Here is an 18146-nt window from a genome sequence, read left to right as displayed (position 1 = left end):
GAGAGTCATGTCCATCAGTTCTACCGACATCAGCGCCATCGAGCGCTCAACCATGCGCAAGGTGGCGTGGCGGCTATTGCCGTTCCTGATCCTGTGCTACCTGCTGGCGATCATCGATCGCGGCAATATCGGCATGGCCTCCTTGCAGATGAACCAGGACCTGGGCCTGACTCCGGCGATCTTCGGCTTTGCCAGCAGCCTGTTTTTTGTCTCCTACTTCCTCGTGGAAGTGCCGAGCAACCTGGCCCTGCAACGCTTCGGCGCGCGGGTGTGGATTGCCCGGATCATGATCACCTGGGGCCTGATCTCCGCCGGCACCGCGTTTGTCACCGGCGCCAACTCGCTGTACGTGATGCGCTTTTTGCTGGGCGCGGCCGAGGCCGGCTTCTTCCCCGGCGTGCTGCTTTACCTCACTTACTGGCTGCCAGCGGCCTACCGTGGGCGCATGGTTGCGATCTTCATGGTGGCGATTCCCGGCGCCAACTTCATCGGCTCACCGCTGTCCGGCCTGCTGTTGAGCATGGACGGCTGGTTCGGCATGCGCGGCTGGCATTGGCTGTTCATCATCGAAGGGATTCCCGCCGTACTGCTGGGCATCGCCTGCCTGTTCGTGCTGACTGACCGCCCGGAGCAAGCCAAATGGCTGAGCCACGAGCAACGCCACTGGCTCACCAGCCGCCTCGACGAAGAGCGCAGCCGCAAGACAGCCATCGGGCATATCTCGCTGTGGAAACTGCTGCGCCACAAACACATCTGGGTGTTGGCACTGATCTACTCCGGCGCCTCGGCGGCGGGCAGCACCATGAGCGTGTGGGCACCGCAATTGCTCAAGACGTTTGGCCTGAGCAACCTGGAGATCGGCATGGTCAACGCCATCCCCTACGGGCTTGCGTCAATCCTGATGATCCTGTGGGGCCGCAGCTCCGACAAGACCGGCGAACGCCGCTGGCACACCGCGACCACCTTGCTGCTGATCACCGCAGGCTTGTTACTGGCGCTGGTGACATCTTCGCTGGTAGCGACGGTGTTCATGTTGTCGATGGTGCTGATCGGTGCGTACTCCATGAAAGGGCCGTTCTGGGCGCTGGTGTCGACCTGGCTCTCCTCCTCCACCGCTGCCGCTGGCTTGGCCGCCGTGGGCGCGATGGCCAACCTGATTGGTGGCGGGATCATGGTCAATGTGTACGGCACCATTCATCACGCCACCGGCAGTTATGCGCTGGCATTGCTGCCACTGGCGGCGCTGTGTGCGGCGGGGGCGGTGATGGTGTTGTTGATGGGGCGCAAGCAGATGAAGGAAGCGGGTGAGGCGGTGGAGCTCAGCAAGCCTGTGAGCGCAAGCTGACCACAGCATGGAGCAGCAGCAATGGATATGTACTCCGACCTGAAAGCTCCAACGCCAGACACATAGTCATCGCAGGCAAGCCAGCTCCCACAGGAGTTCGCTCTTGATCTACACCACTCAGGTCGGCTGTCAGGCCGCCGTGCTCTTGCTTTTGATCTTGATCTTGATCTTGATCTTGATCTTGATCTTGATCTTGGGCGCCCCGTTAAACACGCTGGCCGGAATTCGGCATGGATTTGGGGGGTAAACCGGCAGGGATACCGGTTTAGCCGCCCCGCGCCATGGATGGCGCGTGGCGGCGGCCCCCCAAATCCATGTCGGATTACGGGCACACCGAGCCTAGGCGAGGTGCCGAGTGTTGGGGCAAGAGCGTTTTGCTTACTTTTGCGCTCTTCAAAAGTGAGCCGCCGTAAGGGCGGAACCAATAGTCGCCGTTACCCAAATAACGGATATGTACACCGACAAGCCGCCATCGCAGGCAAGCCAGCTCCCATCCTGGAGCGGTGTGCAGCCAACAAAAAACTCAATCGCCTGACAGGCCGCCTTCGCGAGCAAGCCCGCTCCCACAATGGGATCGCGCAATAACCGAGAACTCCCAAGATTGCCCCCACCCGCCAATACCAGTATTTTGCAGCCTACCCCCAACAAGGAGCACCCCATGGTAAAAACCCGCCCACGCCCCGCAGTCACCGGGGTGGCTTCGGCCGATCGGGTGCTCACCGTGCTCACCGCCTTCAAGATGGGCGACACCGCCCTGGAACTGGCCGAACTGGCCGCACGCACCGGGCTGGTCAAAAGCACCATCATGCGCCTGATGGTATCCCTGGAAGACCACGGCCTGATCACCCGCCTGGCGGACGGCCGCTATCAACTGGCCACCGAAATCATGCGCCTGAACACCGTCTACCAGGACGGCCTCGACCTTGAACGCCACATCACCCCGCTGCTGCACCGCCTGACCCAGGAAACCGGCGAAACCGCCTCCTTCTACGTACGCCACGGCGCCTATCGCATGTGCCTGTACCGCGTAAACTCGCCCCACCACCTGCGCCTGCACCTGCAACCGGGCGACACCCGCCCCATGGACGGCGCCGCCGGGGCCGAAGCGTTGCGCACGCCGTATTCGCTGGCCGCGAAGATGATCAAGCCGATCTTCTCCCACGGCGCCACCGACCCCCACGCCGCGTCCATGGCCCTGCCGATCTTCGGCCCCGGCGAAAACCTGATCGGCGCCCTGGTGTTGTCCGGCCCCGCCAGCCGCCTGACCGCCGAGCAAGCGCAGACCCTGCACCCGCTGTTCCAGCAAGCCGCCGTCGAGCTGACCCGCAGCCTGGGTGGCGATGCCCTCGCCGATGACGCCGCCCCACACGGCAAAAAATCCGTCTAGAGTCTTTAGCAGACGCGTGCAGCAGCAGGGTGCGATGCACATCGCACCCTGGGCGACATTTGGCCACACCGCATCATCGCAGCAACTGTAATAGTCTATTGCAGGACTCTAATGTACTAACTAGTTACTTATCTTGCTAAAATCGCGTCTTTGCCCTCTCACCTTCGAGCATTTATCGATATGAAACGAGCATCGCGCGCCGCTGGCGTCCCTAGATTTATCCTGCTGGGCCTGGGCGTGATCATCGCCCTGCTCGGCGTGGCGCTGGCCGTTGGCGGCGTCAAACTGGCCAGCCTCGGTGGCTCGCTGTACTTCCTGATCGGCGGCCTGGCCATGGCCCTTTCCGGCCTGTTGATCGCCTGCCGCAAGCCGGCCGGTGCGTGGTTGTTCGCCGCCTTCCTGGTCGGCACGGCCATCTGGGCGGTGGCGGATGTCGGCCTGGTGTTCTGGCCGCTGTTCTCGCGGGTGTTCATGTTCGCGGCGATCGGCATGGTGGTGGCACTGGTCTACCCTTGGCTGGTCGGCCGCCCGGCACGCGCAGCCTATGGCGTGGCCGGCGTGCTGGCCGTCGGTGTGGTGGTCGCGGCGGGCAATATGTTTGTCGCCCACCCAAGCGTGGCGCCCACCGGTGCCGGCCCTGGCATCACCCCGGTGACCCCGGCCGATGCGCAGAAAGACTGGGCGCACTACGGCAACACCGAAGGTGGCAGCCGCTTCGCCGCGCTGGACCAGATCAACCGCGACACCGTCAACAAGCTGAAAGTGGCGTGGACCTACCACACCGGTGACGTCGCCATCAGCGACGGCAACGGCGCCGAAGACCAACTGACGCCCCTGCAGATCGGCAACAAGGTGTTCATCTGCACCCCGCACAACAACCTGATCGCCCTCGACGCCGACACCGGCAAAGAGCTGTGGAAGAACGAAGTCAACGCCAAGTCGGCAGTGTGGCAACGTTGCCGGGGCATGGCCTACTTCGACGCCACCGCGCCGATTGCCCAGCCGACCCAGCCAAACAGCTCGCCGATCATTGCCGCCAGCGTCCCTGCCGGTGCGCAATGCCAGCGTCGTTTGCTGACCAACACCATCGATGCGCGCCTGATCGCCGTAGACGCCGACACCGGCAAGTTCTGCGAAGACTTCGGCAGCCACGGTCAGGTGGACTTGAAAGCTGGCCTGGGTAACGTCCCGGACAGCTACTACCAGCTGTCCTCCGCCCCGCTGATCGCCGGCACCACCGTTGTCGTTGGCGGGCGTGTTGCCGACAACGTGCAGACCGACATGCCCGGCGGCGTGATCCGTGGCTTCGACGTCATCACCGGGCACATGCGCTGGGCGTTCGACCCGGGCAACCCGGAAGACAAAAACGCCCCGGCCGACGGCAGCACCTATGTGCGCAGCACGCCGAACAGCTGGGCGCCGATGTCCTACGACCCGCTGATGAACACCCTGTTCCTGCCGATGGGCAGCTCGTCCACCGACATCTACGGGGTTGAGCGCACGCAGTTGAACCACAAGTACGGCGCCTCGGTACTGGCGCTGGACGCCTCCACCGGCGCAGAAAAATGGGTGTACCAGACCGTCCACAATGACCTCTGGGACTTCGACCTGCCGATGCAGCCAAGCCTGATCGACTTCACCGCGCCGGGCACCGACAAAGCCGTGCCTGCGGTGGTGATCGGCACCAAGGCCGGGCAGATCTACGTGCTCGACCGCGCCACCGGCAAACCGCTGACCGACGTGCAGGAAGTACCGGTCAAGGCCGCCAACATCCCCAACGAACCGTACTCGCCGACCCAGCCGAAATCCCTCGGCATGCCGCAGATCGGTGCGCAAACCCTGACCGAAGCGGACATGTGGGGCGCCACGCCGTACGACCAGTTGCTGTGCCGCATCGACTTCAAGGGCATGCGCTACGACGGCCTGTACACCGCGCCGGGCACCGATAAATCCCTGAGCTTCCCGGGCTCCCTGGGCGGCATGAACTGGGGCAGCATTTCCACCGACCCGGTGCATGGTTTTATCTTCGTCAACGACATGCGCCTGGGCCTGTGGATCCAGATGGTGCCGTCGCAGAACAAGGCGCAGTCCTCGTCCGGTGGCGAAGCGCTGAACACCGGCATGGGCGCCGTACCGCTCAAGGGCACGCCGTATGCGGTGAACAAAAACCGCTTCCTCTCGGTGGCCGGCATTCCGTGCCAGGCGCCGCCGTTCGGCACCCTGACCGCCATCGACATGAAGACGCAGAAAGTCGCCTGGCAAGTGCCGGTGGGCACCGTTGAAGACACCGGCCCACTGGGGATCCGCATGCACCTGCCGATCAAGATCGGTCTGCCGACCCTCGGCGGCACCCTGTCCACCCAGGGCGGCCTGATCTTTATCGCCGGTACCCAGGACTTCTACCTGCGCGCCTTCAACAGCGCCAATGGCGATGAAATCTGGAAAGCCCGCCTGCCCGTGGGCAGCCAGGGTGGCCCGATGACCTATGTGTCGCCGAAAACCGGCAAGCAGTACGTGGTCATCACCGCCGGCGGCGCACGCCAGTCCACTGACCGTGGCGACTACGTGATCGCCTACGCCCTGCCATAACCCCTCGATCAAGCGCGGTGCCCCCCGCACCGCGCTTTCTGTCTGGAAGAACCCGCATGACCCCCACTTCTCACATCCCCTTCGGGCGCCTGTTGCTGGGCGTTGCCCTGAGCGCCGCCCTGCCCGTGCAAGCCGATGACAGCACCCTGACCGGCGACTGGGGCGGCCTGCGCCGCGAACTGGCAGACACCGGTATCCGCTTCACCGGCGATTACAGCGGCGAGACCGCCTACAACGCCCACGGCGGCCAGCACCGCTCGGCGCGCTACTCGCAGAACCTCAAGCTTGGCGTGCAGTTCGACCTGGGCAAGTTGTATGGCTTCAACAATGGCGACCGCATCCAGCTCACCATCAACGACCGTCGCGGCAACAGCGCTTCCGAAGACCTGGTGGGCAACCGCCTGCCGATCCAGGAAAACTACGGCGGCCTGTACACCCGTCTCACCGAGCTGAGCTACGAGCGCACCCTGTTCACCCCGGCGCTGAACGTCAAGTTGGGTTACATGGCCATGGGCAACGACCTCGGCGGCCTCGACAGCGGCATCCTGTGCAACTTCATGAACGCCGGTTTCTGCGGCCACCCGTTGAACATGTCCGGTGGCAGCGGCTGGACCAACTACCCGAATGCGCGCCTCGGTGCGCGGGTTAAATACGACTTCTCGCCGAGCTGGCAGTTGCGGGTGGCGGCCTTCAACGTCGACCCGGAAAGCAACGGCAATTCCAGCCGTGCCTGGCATTTGACCCCCAAGCACACCACCGGCACCGTGGTGCCCATCGAGTTGGTGTACAAACAGGCGGGCCGCCTGCCGGGTGAATACAAGCTGGGCTATTACTACGACAGCTCCGATGTGAAACGCATCGGCAGCAACAAGGACGTCAGCGGGCGCAGCGGGCATTACCTGCTGATCGACCAAGCCGTGTGGGCGTCGGATTCATCCGCGGGCCGCGTGCTGCACGCCTTCGGCCAATACTCGGCGGCCAGCACCGCCGCCGCGCCGTTCACCAAGTGGTACGGCGCGGGCGTGGTGCTGTACAAACCGTTCGAAGGCCGCCCGCGTGACACCGTCGCCCTCGGTTACGGCCGTGCGGTGCCGAACCCGCGCAGCCGCGATGTGCAGGAATTGGCGGCGTTCAATGCCGGCAACGACTACCCCAACCTGAACAACGCCGAGCAGTTGATCGAACTGAGCTACGGCTACCAGGCCACGCCCTGGCTGACCTTGCGCCCGGATGTGCAATACATCATCGAGCCGGGGGCGTTTTCCGGTGACAATATCGACAACGCGCTGGTCCTGGGCTTGCAGGTCAAGGCGACGTTCTAGACCACCGGCAGCGCGTTGTTGATAATCTCGCGTGCGTAGTTCGCCAGTTGCTTGGCGTTCATCGCCGCGACCTCATCCGCCTCGATGGGCGGATGGGCGATGATGCTGACATCAGTCCTGCGCCATGCGTTGTAAGCGATATGGTTGACCGCTGGGCTGATCGTCACCGGGACGATCCCCACCCCCATCTCCTTGGCCAGCCGAAAGGCGCCGCTCTTGAACGCGAGCATCTTTTCGCCATGGGTGCGCGTGCCTTCCGGGAAGATCCACAACGATGTGTTGTCGGCCACCACCCGCCTGGCGAGCTTGCGCAAACCCTTGATAGACGCCCTTGGGCTGCTGCGATCGATGAACAGGCTGCCGGTCAACCAGTACAACTGCCCTACCAGCGGCAACCATTTGAGTGAGTGTTTGGCGACAATCACCGTGCCGGGGTTGAGCGCTTGCGCCACGATCAGCACGTCATGGTTGCATTGGTGGTTGGCCACATAAATATAGGGCTGGGTCGTGGGCACTCGGTCAAAGCCGTGCACATCGACACGCACCGCGCAGATGCGATTGATCAGCGCGTAGACTCGACAGGCCACGTACAGGTTTCGGTTCTTCGAGGGGTTGATCAACATGTAGAGGCATAAAAACGGAAAGCTCGACACGATCAACAGCAGTACCAACAAGCCTCTGGCCAACGCAATCATAAATAACCCGCTTCAGGCCGCCAGGCACAAGGCGCGGGTGGTGGTGTCGTCGATGTCGATCCAGAAGGGCACGATGCGTTGGTTGTCGATGAGGTGCGGCGCCGAGATACGGCGCGTGGTGACGCCCATCCGCTTGAGCAGCCGCTCGTTGCCCACCGCGCTGAACGCAATCAGGCGAAAGGCACCCTTGGAGCGCGCCACATCAATCACTTCGCGAACCAGCTTCACCGTGTTCTGCCATGATTGCTCGGCGCTCAACACCTGCCCCTTGGGCTGGCTGATGGCGAACCGTGACAACTCCCAAATATCCGCAGAGAACGGCGGCGGGCTTTCCCCCATCAGATGCGGAAACACTTCGCCCAGCAGGTACGGGCCATTGGTGGGCAGCAACCGGGCGCAGCCGAAGATCTCGCGATCACGGTCGCAGGCCAGTACATAGACGGTATCCGGGCGATCAAACGCATCCAGCTCAAGCCCCTCTTCGCACGGCAAAGGCCAGCCCAGGGTTTTGACAAAGACCTCATACCGATACTTTGCCAAGGCACTTGCCATGCCTGGCAATAGTTCACCGCCTGTCCCCGTTACTGCCGTAAGCATGCCAACCACCCAGCCAATATAATCAGCCGAGTACAGCAAACCGATGATTGTGTGAGTAGCTGCCCGAATGGGCAGGTGGACTAAATCCAGAAGCTATGCGTCCGCCGCCCGGAACAGCCTGTATAATTCGGCTCCGCCCTGCAATCACGGGCGTTGAGCACGGAAGGTATTCCTGGTGAATGACTGGCGCGAAACGTTAGTCGAGGCAGTTTCGGGCTGCACGACCGAACATGAACTGTTCAATAAAATTAATACAATAACGTCCCACTTGGGCTTCGAATTCTGCTCTTACGGATTAAGAATTCCGTTGCCGTTAAGTGCACCCCACTTTGTGTTGCTGTCGAACTATCCGACCTCCTGGGAAAACAAATACGTCAGCGAGAACTATTTTTCCCAAGACCCTACCGTCGAGCATGGCCTGACACGCTCCATCCCCCTGCATTGGTCCGCCGCGCAACAGCACAAACAACTGGCCTTCTGGGAGGAAGCCCGGCACTACCAACTGAACCATGGCTGGTGCCTGTCTTCACAACGGGGGCCTAACGCGATTGGCCTGCTCTCGGTGTCCCGCTCCAATGAATATATTTCTGCACTGGAGCTGGAAAGCGTCGAAAACAAGCTGATCTGGCTCACGCAGTTGGCGCACGAATCCATGACCGGCTTTTTCTCTGACAAGTACCTGCCTGAAATCGACCAGCCCCTGACCGTTCGCGAGAAAGAAACCTTGCGCTGGACCGCACTGGGCAAGACCTACTTCGAGATCGGCATGATCCTGACCATCGACATCCGTACGGTGAAGTTTCATCTGGTCAACGCCATGCGCAAACTGCAGGCCAGCAACAAGGCCGAAGCAGCCGTCAAAGCGGCCCTGCTGGGGCTGCTTTTTTAACCCTGGCGATACTCCCGTGGCGTACACCCAAACTCGCGCCGAAACACCGTGTGCAGGTATTGCGCCGACTTGAAGCCGCAGTCCGCCGCGATGTCGGCAATCGCCAGTGCACGGTTCTCCAGGCCTTTGGCGGCGGCGGCCAGTTTGAAGCGCAGGATCTCGTCATGCACGCTGCAACCACGCTCCCGGCGAAAGTGCGCTTCCAGCGATGAACGCGACACGCCCACATAACCCGCCACCTGGGCGGTCTTGATCCCCTGACAGGCGTACTGACGGATAAACAACAACGCCTGCATCACATACGGATTGCCCAAGGGTTGATGCAGGCTGGAGGCTTGCACGTTGATCGCGTCCGGCGGCACCAGGATCTGCTCCCCCGCGCACGGCTTGCCGTGCAGCATCTGGTGCAGCAGCGCGGCGGCGGTACGGCCCATGGTCTCGGTGCCCTGGATTACCGAACTCAGCGGCACCCGTGTGAGGGTACGGGTCAGCGGGTCGTTGTCGATGCCGATCAACGCCACCTCTTCCGGCACCGCAATGCCGGCGGTGAGGCAGGCTTGCAGCAGCTGCCGGGCGCGGGCGTCGGTGACGGCGATGATGCCGATGGGTTTGGGCAGGCTTTGCAGCCAGGCGATCTGTTGCTCGACGGCGCTGTCCCACAGTGGCGCGCTGGTGCCCAGGCCGCGATAGACCTCGACGTGCAAGCCATCGCGTTGCAGCAGGCGGCGAAAGGCTTTCTCGCGCTCCTGGGCCCAGCGGTTGGCTTGGGCCTCGGGCAAGCTGAAACAGGCAAAACGCGTAAGCCCCGCTTCGATCAAGTGCTCGTAGGCCAGCTTCATCAAGGCATGGTTATCGGTGGCCACATAGGGAATGCCCTGCGGATAGGCCCGCGCATCCGCGTAGGAACCGCCCACCGCCACCACCGGCACCTTGATCCCGGCCAACGCTTCGCCGATCAGCGGGTCATCGAAGTCGGCAATGATGCCGTCGCCCTGCCAGCGCTCGATGCCTTTGAGGCGGCACAGGAAGTCTTCTTCGAGGAACAAGTCCCAGGACGCGCGGGTACTGCTCAGGTAATTGCCGATGCCGGCGATGATGCCGCGGTCGTAGATCTTGCTGCCGTTGAACAACAAGGCAATGCGGTGTACGGGCGGTAGGGTTTTCATTGTTTTTATCCTGGGGCCGGTCGCCACAGACTAGCCCTCGCCACGCAAAATCGCACCACCCGTTGGTGATTTTCATAATCGCCAGGCCCGACGCCGTTGCTAGTATCGAGACACCGCCAAGAACAATAAGGAAAACGCCATGCCGTACTTCCCCGGTGTCGAGAAGGTCCGCTTCGAAGGCCCCAACAGCGACGCTCCCCTCGCCTTTCGCCACTACGACGCGAACAAACTGATCCTCGGCAAACCCATGCGCGAACACCTGCGCATGGCGGCCTGTTATTGGCACACGTTTGTCTGGCCGGGGGCGGATATGTTTGGTGTCGGCACCTTCAAGCGCCCATGGCAGCGCAGCGGCGACCCAATGGAAGTGGCCATCGGCAAGGCCGAGGCGGCGTTTGAGTTCTTCTCCAAACTGGGCATCGACTACTACAGCTTTCACGATACCGATGTGGCCCCCGAAGGCAGCTCGCTGAAGGAGTACCGCAACCACTTCGCGCAGATGGTCGACCACCTGGAGCGCCATCAGGAACAGACCGGCATCCAGCTGCTGTGGGGCACCGCCAACTGCTTCAGCAACCCGCGCTTTGCCGCCGGCGCCGCCAGCAACCCAGACCCGGAAGTGTTCGCCGTGGCCGCCGCCCAGGTGTACAGCGCGATGAATGCGACGCTGCGCCTCAAGGGCGCCAACTATGTGCTGTGGGGCGGTCGCGAAGGCTACGAAACCCTGCTCAACACCGACCTCAAGCGTGAACGCGAACAGCTCGGGCGCTTTATGCGCATGGTGGTGGAGCACAAGCACAAGATCGGCTTCAAGGGTGACCTGCTGATCGAGCCCAAGCCCCAGGAGCCGACCAAGCACCAATACGATTACGACAGCGCCACGGTGTTCGGCTTCCTGCATGAGTACGGGCTGGAGCAGGAGATCAAGGTGAATATCGAGGCCAACCATGCGACGTTGGCCGGGCATAGTTTTCACCACGAGATCGCCACGGCGGTGTCCCTGGGGATCTTCGGCAGTATCGACGCCAACCGTGGCGACCCGCAGAACGGCTGGGACACCGACCAGTTCCCCAACAGCGTCGAAGAGATGACCCTGGCCACCTATGAAATCCTCAAGGCTGGCGGGTTCAAGAATGGCGGCTATAACTTTGACTCCAAGGTGCGCCGCCAGAGCCTGGATGAAGTGGACCTGTTCCACGGGCATGTGGCGGCCATGGATGTACTGGCGCTGGCCCTGGAACGCGCGGCGGCGATGGTGCAGAACGATCGTTTGCAGCAGTTCAAGGACCAGCGGTATGCCGGTTGGCAGCAGCCGTTGGGCAAGGGCGTGCTGGCCGGAGAGTTCAGCCTGGAGTCGCTGGCCCTGCATGCGTTTGCCCATGAGCTGAATCCCCAAGCCGTAAGCGGCAGGCAGGAGATGCTCGAAGGGATAGTGAACCGGTTTATCTACCGGTAGAGGCCGCTGACTGTGGCGAGGGAGCTTGCTCCCGCTGGAGTGCGCAGCGCTCCCAGGCTTTTGGGGCCGCTTCGCAGCCCAGCGGGAGCAAGCTCCCTCGCCACAGGTACCGTGTTTGTTTTGAGTCTTCCAACTTCCAACAACAATAAAAGGACGCACAAACCATGAAACGCACACTGATCGCCACTGCCCTGGCCCTGCTCGCCCTGCCGGTGATGGCTGACCCGGCGCACCCGAAGATCGGCTTCTCCATCGATGACCTGCGCCTGGAACGCTGGTCCCGTGACCGCGATTACTTCGTCGCCGCCGCCGAAAAACTCGACGCCAAGGTCTTCGTGCAATCGGCCGATGCCAACGAGCAAAAACAGATCTCGCAGATCGAAAACCTCATCTCCCGTGGCGTCGATGTGATCGTCATCGTGCCGTTCAACGCCACCGTACTGACCAACGCGGTGGCCGAAGCGAAGAAGGCCGGGATCAAGGTGGTGTCCTATGACCGCCTGATCCTCAACGCCGACATCGACGCCTATATCTCCTTCGATAACGAAAAAGTCGGCGAGATGCAGGCCAGCGGCGTGCTGCAAGCGGCGCCCAAGGGCAACTACTTCCTGCTCGGCGGCGCGCCCACCGACAACAACGCCAAGGTGCTGCGCGAAGGCCAGATGAAAGTGCTGCAACCGGCCATCGACAAGGGCGACATCAAGGTGGTGGGCCAGCAATGGGTCAAGGAATGGAACCCCACCGAAGCCTTGAGCATCGTGGAGAACGCGCTCACTCGAAACGACAACAAGATCGACGCCATCGTCGCCTCCAACGACGCCACCGCCGGCGGCGCGATCCAGGCCCTGGCCGCGCAGAAACTGGCGGGCAAGGTGCCGATCTCAGGCCAGGACGCCGACCTCGCCGCAATCAAGCGCGTGATCGACGGCACCCAGACCATGACCGTCTACAAGCCGCTCAAGCTGATCGCCACCGAAGCCGCCAAGCTCTCGGTGCAGCTGGCGCGCAGTGAGAAACCGGCCTACAGCTCGCAATACGACAACGGCAGCAAGAAAGTCGACACCATCCTGCTCACCCCCACCCCACTGACCAAGGCCAATATCGACCTGCTGGAAAAGGACGGCTTCTACACCAAAGAGCAGATCGCCGGGCAATGAGCGCCATGGCCGACTACCTGCTGCAAATGAACGGCATCGTCAAAACCTTTGGCGGTGTCAACGCCCTCAACGGCATCGACCTCAAGGTGCGGCCGGGGGAATGCATCGGCCTGTGCGGCGAGAACGGCGCCGGCAAATCCACCTTGATGAAGGTGCTGTCGGCGGTCTATCCCCACGGCACCTGGGACGGTGAAATCCTCTGGGACGGGCAACCGCTCAGAGCCCAATCCATCAGCGACACCGAGGCAGCGGGCATCGTGATCATCCACCAGGAACTGACCCTGGTGCCCGACCTCTCGGTGGCCGAAAACATCTTCATGGGCCACGAGCTGACCTTGCCGGGTGGGCGCATGAACTACCCGGCGATGTTCCACCGCGCCGAAGCCTTGATGCGTGAGCTCAAGGTGCCGGACATCAACGTGGCGCTGCCGGTGTCGCAGTACGGTGGCGGTTACCAGCAATTGGTGGAAATCGCCAAGGCCCTCAACAAACAGGCGCGCCTGCTGATCCTCGACGAGCCCTCCTCGGCCCTGACCCGCTCGGAAATCGAGGTGCTGCTGGACATCATCCGCAGCCTCAAGGCCAAGGGCGTGGCTTGCGTGTACATCTCCCACAAGCTCGATGAAGTGGCGGCGGTGTGCGACACCATCGCGGTGATCCGCGATGGCAAGCACATTGCGACCACGGCCATGGCCGACATGGACATCGCGCAGATCATCACGCAGATGGTCGGCCGCGAGATGAGCAACCTCTACCCCACCGAACCCCACGCCATCGGCGAAGTGATTTTCGAGGCGCGCAACGTCACGTGCTATGACGTGGACAACCCCAAGCGCAAGCGCGTCGACGACATTTCCTTTGCGCTCAAGCGCGGGGAAATCCTCGGCATCGCCGGGCTGGTGGGCGCCGGGCGCACGGAACTGGTGTCGGCGTTGTTCGGCGCCTACCCCGGGCGCTACAGCTGCGAGGTGTGGCTGGACGGCCAGGTGATCGACACGCGCACGCCACTCAAAGCGATCCGCGCCGGGCTGTGCATGGTGCCCGAAGACCGCAAGCGCCAAGGCATCATCCCCGACCTTGGCGTGGGCCAGAACATCACCCTGGCGGTGCTCGACACCTACGCCCACCTGACGCGCATCGATGCCGAAGCCGAACTGGGCAGCATCGACCAGCAGATCGCGCGCATGCACCTGAAGACCTCCAGCCCGTTCCTGCCGATCACCAGCCTGTCCGGTGGCAACCAGCAAAAGGCCGTGCTGGCAAAAATGCTGATGGCCAAGCCGCGGGTGCTGATCCTCGATGAACCCACGCGCGGCGTGGACGTGGGCGCCAAGTATGAGATCTACAAACTGATGGGCGCGCTGGCGGCTGCTGGGGTGGCGATCATCATGGTTTCGTCGGAGCTGGCCGAGGTGCTGGGGGTGTCTGACCGTGTGCTGGTGATCGGCGAGGGCCAGTTGCGCGGCGACTTCATCAACGACGGGCTCACCCAGGAACAGGTGCTCGCCGCTGCGCTCAGCCACAACAATAATAATGATCGGAAGACCGCGTAGATGAATCAGGTCAAACAACTGTTCAGCCGCTACAAAATGCTCGCCCTGGTGATTGCCGTGGCGGTGATCTGGGTGTTTTTCAGCTGGCAGACCGAGGGCGGGTTCCTCACGCCGCGCAACCTGTCCAACCTGCTGCGGCAGATGTCGATCACCGGGATTCTGGCGTGCGGCATGGTGCTGGTGATCATCAGCGGCGAGATCGACTTGTCGGTGGGCTCATTGCTCGGGTTGCTGGGCGGGTTGGCGGCGATCCTGGATGTGGTGTATCACGTGCCGCTGTTGGCCAACCTGAGCCTGGTGGCGTTGTGCGGGCTGATGATCGGCTTGGCCAATGGGTATATGACGGCCTATCTGCGCATCCCGTCGTTTATCGTCGGTTTGGGCGGGATGCTGGCGTTTCGCGGAATTCTGCTGGGGATCACCGGGGGCACGACCATTGCGCCGGTGTCGCCGTCGCTGGTGTATGTGGGCCAGGGTTACTTGCCGCATTCGGTGGGCATTGGGCTGGGCGTCTTGTTGTTTGCGCTGACGTTGTTCCTGACCTGGAAACAGCGGCGCAATCGCGCCCTGCATGGCTTGGCGGCACACTCGCTGGCGCGGGATCTACTGCGCGTGGCGGTGATCGGCGCCGTGCTCGCCGGGTTCGTCACCACCCTCAACAGTTACGACGGCATTCCCGTACCGGTGCTGTTGCTGCTGGTGCTGCTCGGCGTATTCAGCTACGTCACCAGCCAGACCGTGTTTGGCCGCCGCGTGTATGCGGTGGGCAGCAATATGGAAGCCACGCGGCTGTCGGGCATCAATGTGCAGGCGGTGAAGTTGTGGATCTTCGGCATCATGGGGGTGATGTGCGCGCTGGCCGGCCTGGTCAACACGGCGCGCCTGGCGGCGGGTTCGCCGTCTGCGGGGAGCATGGGCGAACTGGATGCCATCGCCGCGTGTTTTATCGGCGGCACCTCGATGCGCGGCGGCTCGGGCACGGTGTATGGCGCGCTGCTCGGGGCGTTGGTGATTACCAGCCTGGATAACGGCATGTCGATGCTGGATGTGGACAGCTACTGGCAGATGATCGTCAAGGGCAGCATTCTGGTGTTGGCGGTGTGGGTGGATGTGAGTACGCGCACCGGCAGACGCTGAGGGCTTTATTGTCCCAATAACACCGCCCCGTCGCCCTCCTGCCCCAAGCGATCCCCCGGATTGCGCAGCGGGCAGTCAGCCAGGGACAGGCACCCGCAGCCGATGCACCCATCGAGCTGGTCGCGCAGTTGCGTGAGGCTGTTGATTCGCTCATTCAACATGTCGCGCCAACGCGTGGAGAGCTGCGTCCAGTCCTTGGCCGTCAGCGGTCGCTCCGATGGCAGTTCCTCCAGTGCGGCCTTGATGGTTGCCAATGGAATCCCCGCGCGCTGCGCCACCTTGATCACCGCAATGCGCCGCAGCACGTCACGGTGGTAGCGCCGCTGATTGCCTGGGCTGCGTTGGCCGTGGATCAAACCCTTGGCTTCGTAGAAATGCACCGTGGCCACGGTCACCCCGCTACGCCGCGCCACTTCACCGACCCCGAGGGGGATGTGCACATCGATTTTCGCTGTCATCGGCGCCTTGACCTCATCTATACATGAGGTCTTATAAAGAGTGTCGGCTTGTCCTGGCAAGCCTTCATTCCTTTGACATGGAGTCTCCATGAACACAGCGCAAACCTCTCCCTCCAACTGGGCTGCCTTGCTGTCCGGTGCAAACGGCGTACGCTCACTGGCCCTGGCCGGCGGCGTGGTGCTGCATGCGATCAACGTCTACATCGCCACCACGATTCTGCCGTCAGTGGTCGAGGACATCGGCGGCATCGACTATTACGCCTGGAACACCACGCTGTTTGTCGCCGCCTCGATCCTCGGCTCGGCGTTGTCTGCGCGCTTGCTTGGCCGCCTGGGGCCGCGCGGGGCTTACCTGGTTGCCAGCCTGGTGTTCGCCGGCGGGGCATTGGCCTGTGCATTTGCGCCGTCCATGCCAGTGATGCTGGTCGGACGGCTGGTACAGGGCCTGGGCGGCGGGTTCTTGTTCGCGCTGTCCTACGCGATGATTCGGCTGGTATTCGATGAACGCTTGTGGCCACGGGCAATGGCGCTGGTCTCCGGGATGTGGGGTGTCGCAACGCTGGTCGGGCCAGCGGTGGGCGGCGTGTTTGCCGAACTGGGCATCTGGCGGGCGGCGTTCTGGTCCTTGATCCCAGTGGCCGGGTTGTTCGCGGTGCTGGCCGCCGCAGTACTGCCTGGGCGCAGCACAGACCGCGTTGAGCCCACACCGTTGCCGATCACGCAGTTGTGGTTGCTGACGGCGGCGGTGCTTTCGGTGTCGGCCGGCAGTGTCTCCTCCACCCTGCCCCTGAACCTGCTGGGGCTTGCAGCGGCCGCCCTGTTCACTGGGCTGCTGATCATCACGGAAAGCCGCGCCCGCCATCGACTGTTGCCCGCAGGCGCCTTTCGGCTGACCACTGCGCTTGGCGCGCTGTACGCCACCATGGCGTTGTTGGCGGTCGCGGTCACCAGTGGCGAAATCTTTGTACCGCTGTTCCTTCAAGTCCTGCACCACCAGTCGCCCCTGGTAGCCGGCTATCTCGCCGCACTGATGGCGGCCGGCTGGACGCTGGGGTCAATCGCCAGTGCAAGCATCACCGGCGCGAATGTTCGCCGGGCGATCCTCGCCGGACCGACCCTGGGTGTGGTGGGCATGCTGGCGCTGGCGCTGCTTATGCCTGGCGAAAGCCCTGGCGATGCGCAGACGATTGTGCCGATCTGCGTGGCCCTTGTCCTGATCGGCCTGGGGGTGGGCCTGGCATGGCCGCACTTGTTGACCCGGGTGTTCCAAGTGGCACCCGCCGGCGAACAGGACCTGGCCTCGGCGTCCATTACCACCGTGCAACTGTTCGCCACCGCGTTTGGTGCGGCACTGGCAGGCATGGTCGCGAACATCGCGGGCCTCACTGAACCCGGCGGAATCGTAGGCACGGCAAGCGCAGCGGTGTGGTTGTTTGGGGTGTTTGCGCTGGCGCCGTTGGTGGGTGTGCTGATTGCCAGGCGGGTCGTAAGACTGATCGGTTAGCGGTTGACCTGGGCTTCGAAGACGCCCTGCTCGACACTGCCTGAAACTCGGTTAAAAAATGTGGGAGCGGGCTTGCTCGCGAATGCGGTGTATCAGTGGATATAGAGGTGACTGACAGACCGCATTCGCGAGCAAGCCCGCTCCCACATTTTTGAGCGCATTCCAATGTTGGATGTGTGGGGTTACTGGCGTTTTGTCATGGTTTGTAAAGGGCCAGCAAGTCGTGTCGCTTTAAATTGCAGGACGTTTCCGAGACAATCCCCGCCGCCTTGTGCCTGCTGGAATCGGTGGCTAGTCTGCGGTCCGTCACTGCTCATTCAGTGATCGGGTTTAGCAGCCTGATATCAATAGGTACACGGTCCACATCTGCGTTTATGGTGGCTGTGCGCGGGGCACTTTCGGGTGCGCTGGTTTTCCTATTGACCAGTCTGCTAACCCGCGTACAGCTACCACCCACGTTTAGCAGCGTTGACGGTAGCTCCCTTGCCCAATAGGAGTTACACCATGAACAAAGCCCTACCCGACCCACCCATAGACCGCGCCGCCTTCAACCGCGCCATCGACCATTACCTGCCAGCCCAAGGCTTCCACTCGGTCAACGAAGACCTGAGCTTCGAAGACGCCCTGCTCTACACCGCCAGTTTGCTGGACAGTGCTTCGGCGACGGCGCTGGATTGTGGTGAACAACTGGAGAGCCCCGAACGGGCGAAGATTCTGGCGGTGTGGCACCTGCTGGAGATTGCCCGGACCACGGTGGACCGCTCCATCAACTGCCTGAAACTCGGTTAAAACATGTGGGAGCGGGCTTGAACTGGTCAAGTAATCTTGGACACCGATTAAGGTTCATGCCGCCAACCTTTCCTTCGCGACCGGCGACCGGTAGTCGTTGTA

The 18146-nt window shown here is 62.5% G+C and carries 15 protein-coding genes; 11 read left to right on the top strand and 4 right to left on the bottom strand.

The annotated features are described in order from the left end of the window. Window positions 1-7 precede the first annotated feature (7 nt). The 4 genes from ACZRMO_RS25235 (at window position 8) to ACZRMO_RS25220 (ending at window position 6643) form a co-directional block, all read left to right on the top strand. Window positions 8-1345, top strand: a complete 1338-nt coding sequence (locus tag ACZRMO_RS25235; RefSeq protein WP_463974625.1) for an MFS transporter — start codon at window positions 8-10, stop codon at window positions 1343-1345. A gap of 658 nt (window positions 1346-2003) precedes the next feature. Next, a complete protein-coding gene (locus ACZRMO_RS25230) occupies window positions 2004-2732 on the top strand; it encodes an IclR family transcriptional regulator (RefSeq protein ID WP_124528717.1) in 729 nt (242 codons plus the stop codon). A gap of 180 nt (window positions 2733-2912) precedes the next feature. After that, a complete protein-coding gene (locus ACZRMO_RS25225; protein WP_463974624.1) occupies window positions 2913-5321 on the top strand; it encodes a glucose/quinate/shikimate family membrane-bound PQQ-dependent dehydrogenase in 2409 nt (802 codons plus the stop codon). A 56-nt stretch (window positions 5322-5377) separates the two neighbouring features. Next, window positions 5378-6643: a carbohydrate porin gene (locus tag ACZRMO_RS25220; protein WP_463974623.1), complete on the top strand. Its 1266-nt coding sequence runs from the start codon at window positions 5378-5380 to the stop codon at window positions 6641-6643. Here the strand turns inward: ACZRMO_RS25220 and ACZRMO_RS25215 are convergent. Continuing rightward, window positions 6640-7338 carry a lysophospholipid acyltransferase family protein gene (locus tag ACZRMO_RS25215; protein ID WP_463974622.1) on the bottom strand — a complete coding sequence of 233 codons (699 nt, stop codon included), beginning with the start codon at window positions 7336-7338 and terminating at the stop codon, window positions 6640-6642. The genes ACZRMO_RS25220 and ACZRMO_RS25215 overlap by 4 nt on opposite strands. A gap of 12 nt (window positions 7339-7350) precedes the next feature. Further along, window positions 7351-7878: an acyl-homoserine-lactone synthase gene (locus tag ACZRMO_RS25210; protein ID WP_463974621.1), complete on the bottom strand. Its 528-nt coding sequence runs from the start codon at window positions 7876-7878 to the stop codon at window positions 7351-7353. 232 nt (window positions 7879-8110) lie between these two features. Here ACZRMO_RS25210 and ACZRMO_RS25205 point away from each other — a divergent pair, with 232 nt between their 5' ends. Beyond that, window positions 8111-8824: an autoinducer binding domain-containing protein gene (locus ACZRMO_RS25205; protein ID WP_463974620.1), complete on the top strand. Its 714-nt coding sequence runs from the start codon at window positions 8111-8113 to the stop codon at window positions 8822-8824. On the opposite strand, the gene ACZRMO_RS25200 is transcribed toward ACZRMO_RS25205, so the two are convergent. Next, window positions 8821-9990 carry a XylR family transcriptional regulator gene (locus tag ACZRMO_RS25200; RefSeq protein ID WP_463974619.1) on the bottom strand — a complete coding sequence of 390 codons (1170 nt, stop codon included), beginning with the start codon at window positions 9988-9990 and terminating at the stop codon, window positions 8821-8823. The two genes, ACZRMO_RS25205 and ACZRMO_RS25200, sit on opposite strands and share 4 nt — an antisense overlap. A 139-nt stretch (window positions 9991-10129) precedes the next feature. Between ACZRMO_RS25200 and xylA the strand changes: the two genes are divergently transcribed. The 4 genes from xylA to ACZRMO_RS25180 all read left to right on the top strand — a co-directional run bounded on the left by xylA (window position 10130) and on the right by ACZRMO_RS25180 (window position 15293). Beyond that, on the top strand, window positions 10130-11446 hold the full coding sequence (gene xylA / locus ACZRMO_RS25195; protein WP_463974618.1) for a xylose isomerase: 1317 nt from the start codon (window positions 10130-10132) through the stop codon (window positions 11444-11446). A 164-nt stretch (window positions 11447-11610) separates the two neighbouring features. After that, the gene (gene xylF, locus ACZRMO_RS25190; RefSeq protein WP_017739483.1) at window positions 11611-12603 is read left to right on the top strand and encodes a D-xylose ABC transporter substrate-binding protein; all 993 of its coding nucleotides are present in this window, start codon (window positions 11611-11613) and stop codon (window positions 12601-12603) included. Next, entirely contained in the window at window positions 12600-14156 is a 1557-nt protein-coding gene (gene xylG / locus ACZRMO_RS25185; RefSeq protein WP_463974617.1) for a D-xylose ABC transporter ATP-binding protein, read from the top strand. Before xylF ends, xylG begins: the two co-directional genes overlap by 4 nt. Beyond that, a complete protein-coding gene (locus tag ACZRMO_RS25180) occupies window positions 14157-15293 on the top strand; it encodes a sugar ABC transporter permease (protein ID WP_463974616.1) in 1137 nt (378 codons plus the stop codon). 5 nt (window positions 15294-15298) lie between these two features. Here the strand turns inward: ACZRMO_RS25180 and soxR are convergent, their stop codons facing one another. Continuing rightward, window positions 15299-15751: a redox-sensitive transcriptional activator SoxR gene (gene soxR, locus ACZRMO_RS25175; RefSeq protein ID WP_463974615.1), complete on the bottom strand. Its 453-nt coding sequence runs from the start codon at window positions 15749-15751 to the stop codon at window positions 15299-15301. Between the two features lie 88 nt (window positions 15752-15839). Between soxR and ACZRMO_RS25170 the strand changes: the two genes are divergently transcribed. Then, window positions 15840-17255, top strand: coding sequence for an MFS transporter (locus ACZRMO_RS25170; protein ID WP_463974614.1), 1416 nt, complete (start codon window positions 15840-15842; stop codon window positions 17253-17255). Between the two features lie 504 nt (window positions 17256-17759). After that, entirely contained in the window at window positions 17760-18044 is a 285-nt protein-coding gene (locus ACZRMO_RS25165; protein ID WP_463974613.1) for a DUF6124 family protein, read from the top strand. The last annotated feature ends 102 nt before the right edge of the window (window positions 18045-18146 follow it).

Source organism: Pseudomonas sp. B611, from assembly GCF_055407965.1.
The sequence above is the reverse complement of the archived record's forward strand: the minus strand, read 5'-3'. Positions and strand labels throughout refer to the sequence as shown.